The sequence below is a fragment of the Bradyrhizobium campsiandrae genome, from assembly GCF_014529705.1.
Classification (GTDB): domain Bacteria; phylum Pseudomonadota; class Alphaproteobacteria; order Rhizobiales; family Xanthobacteraceae; genus Bradyrhizobium; species Bradyrhizobium campsiandrae.
In genome coordinates, this window is record NZ_JAANIH010000145.1 from 1 (window position 1) to 2,197 (window position 2,197).

Here is a 2,197-nt window from a genome sequence, read left to right on the forward strand (position 1 = left end):
CCCCAACCCTCCCCCACAAGGGGGGAGGGAGCGAGAGAGTTGTGCACTCCTTACGGCTACGCTGTCCGACGTTGAGCTCAACCATCACGTCCTCCGCTGGGGGTCGACGATGTCGCGGAGGCCGTCGCCGAGGAGGTTGAAGCAGAACACGGCGATCATCAGCGCAAGGCCGGGGAACAGCGCGATCCACCATTCGCCTGACACCATGAAGCCCGCGCCTTCGGCGACCATGATGCCCCATTCCGCGGTCGGCGGGCGGACGCCGAGGCCGATGAAGGACAGGCCCGCGGCATTGAGGATGGCGTAGCCCATGGTCAGCGACATCTGCACGATCATGATCGGCATGATGTTCGGCAGGATATGCACCAAGAGGATGCGGAATTCGCCGTTGCCTGAGAGCCGCGCGGCCTGCACGAAGCCGGCATTGCGGCGGACGTTGGCCTCGGCGCGCGCCACGCGGGCGTAGAGCGGGAAGTTCACGATCGCGGTCGCCAAGATGATGTTCTGCACGGTGTTGCCGAGCGCGGCGACGATGCCCATGGCGAGCACGAACAGCGGGAAGGCCATGATGGTGTCGGCGATGCGGCCGACGATGCGGTCGGTCCAGCCGCCAAAATAGCCGGCCGCGATGCCGGCGAGGCCGCCCATCAGGAACACCAGCACGACGGAGGCGACGGCGATGAAGGTATCGAGCCGCGTCGCCACCACGACGCGGCTGAAAATGTCGCGGCCGAGCTGGTCGGTGCCGAACCAGTGCGCTGCCGATGGCGGCTTGAGCGCCGCCGCTGTGTCAGAGGCCAGCGGATCGTAGGGCACCACATAGGGGCCGAAGATCGCCGCAGCGAGGATCAGGATCAGCAGCGCAAAGGCAAAGCCGGTGACTTTGTTCTCGCTGAGGACGTAGCGGGTCTGTTCGAGGATCGCGGTCAGGCCGGACGTTCGCGCGGGGCCGACGGGTTCAACAGCAGGCGCAACGGAGCTCATGTGATTCTCCTTTTGCGCATGATCTGATCGGAAAACCGGCCTCCACTTTTCCGGATCATGCGCTACCCCTCCAACCGCACGCGCGGATCGATCACGCCGTAGAGAATGTCGATCACGAGATTCAAAAGCACGTACATCACCGCCATGGTGAGGACAAAACCCTGCACCGGCGCGAAGTCCGAGGAGATCAGCGCTTCCACCGCGTAGGAGCCGATGCCGGGCCAGGCGAACACTTTTTCGACCAGCACGTTGGCGCCGAGCAGGAACGAGAACACCATGCTGAGCGTGGTGATCACGGGCAGCATCGCGTTACGGAACGCATAGGTGACGATGACTGTCGTCGGCGACAGGCCGCTGGCCCGCGCGGTGCGGACGAATTCGGATGCCAGCACCGCGAGCATCGAGGCGCGCGTCATGCGTGCGATCGGCGCCAGCGAGAAGATCGCCAGCGTCGTCGCCGGCAGGATGAGTTGGCTCAGCGCCGAGCGCCAGGCCTCGAAGTCGCGGGCGATCAAGGTGTCGATCAGGTAGAAGCCTGTGACCGTCGGCGGCGCGCTGTAGAACACGTCGAGCCGGCCGAGCGGCGCCGGCGACCAGCCGAGCTGGAAATAGAAGAGATAGACCAGCACGAGGCCGGTGAAGAACACGGGTAGCGACACGCCCGCTGTCGTCGTGACACGACAGAGATGGTCGATCCACGAGCCCGGCCGCGTCGCCGCCAGCACGCCGAGCGGAATGGCGATGACGATGGAGACGACGAGACCGAGCAATGTCAGCTCGGCGGAGGCCGGCAGGCGATTGCGGATTTCGGTCGCGACCGGCTGTCCCGTGGTCAGCGAGTTGCCGAAATCGCCATGGGCGAGATCGTTGGTGTAGCGGAAGAACTGCTCGATCAGCGGCCTGTCGAGGCCGAGTTTCTTGCGGATCTGCTCGACCGCTTCCTTGGTCGCGGCGGGGCCGGCGAAGTAGGCGGCGGGATCACCCGGCAGCGCCCGCGTCAGCAGGAAGGTGACGATGACGACGCCGATCAGCGAGGGAATCGCGAACATCAGGCGCTTGCCGATCATGGTGAGCATGGGGTGCTCCGGCGGATGGTGCGCACGCTGCTAGCCGCATGCTCAGCTGCGTTCCCTCCCCCCTTGTGGGGGAGGGGCAGGGAGCTGTCTGTTATATACATCTGACGCGCACGACGAAGAGGACGGTGGGTGATGCG

At 65.2% G+C, this 2,197-nt stretch carries 2 protein-coding genes; both read right to left on the reverse strand.

Annotated features, from left to right (window positions below; translation table 11 throughout):
* Window positions 1–84: 84 nt before the first annotated feature.
* Entirely contained in the window at window positions 85–984 is a 900-nt protein-coding gene (locus tag G8O24_RS42350; protein ID WP_188108389.1) for an ABC transporter permease, read from the reverse strand.
* A 62-nt stretch (window positions 985–1,046) separates the two neighbouring features.
* Window positions 1,047–2,060 (reverse strand): ABC transporter permease, encoded by a 1,014-nt coding sequence (locus G8O24_RS42355; RefSeq protein WP_188108390.1) that lies wholly within the window; start codon window positions 2,058–2,060, stop codon window positions 1,047–1,049.
* Window positions 2,061–2,197 lie beyond the last annotated feature (137 nt).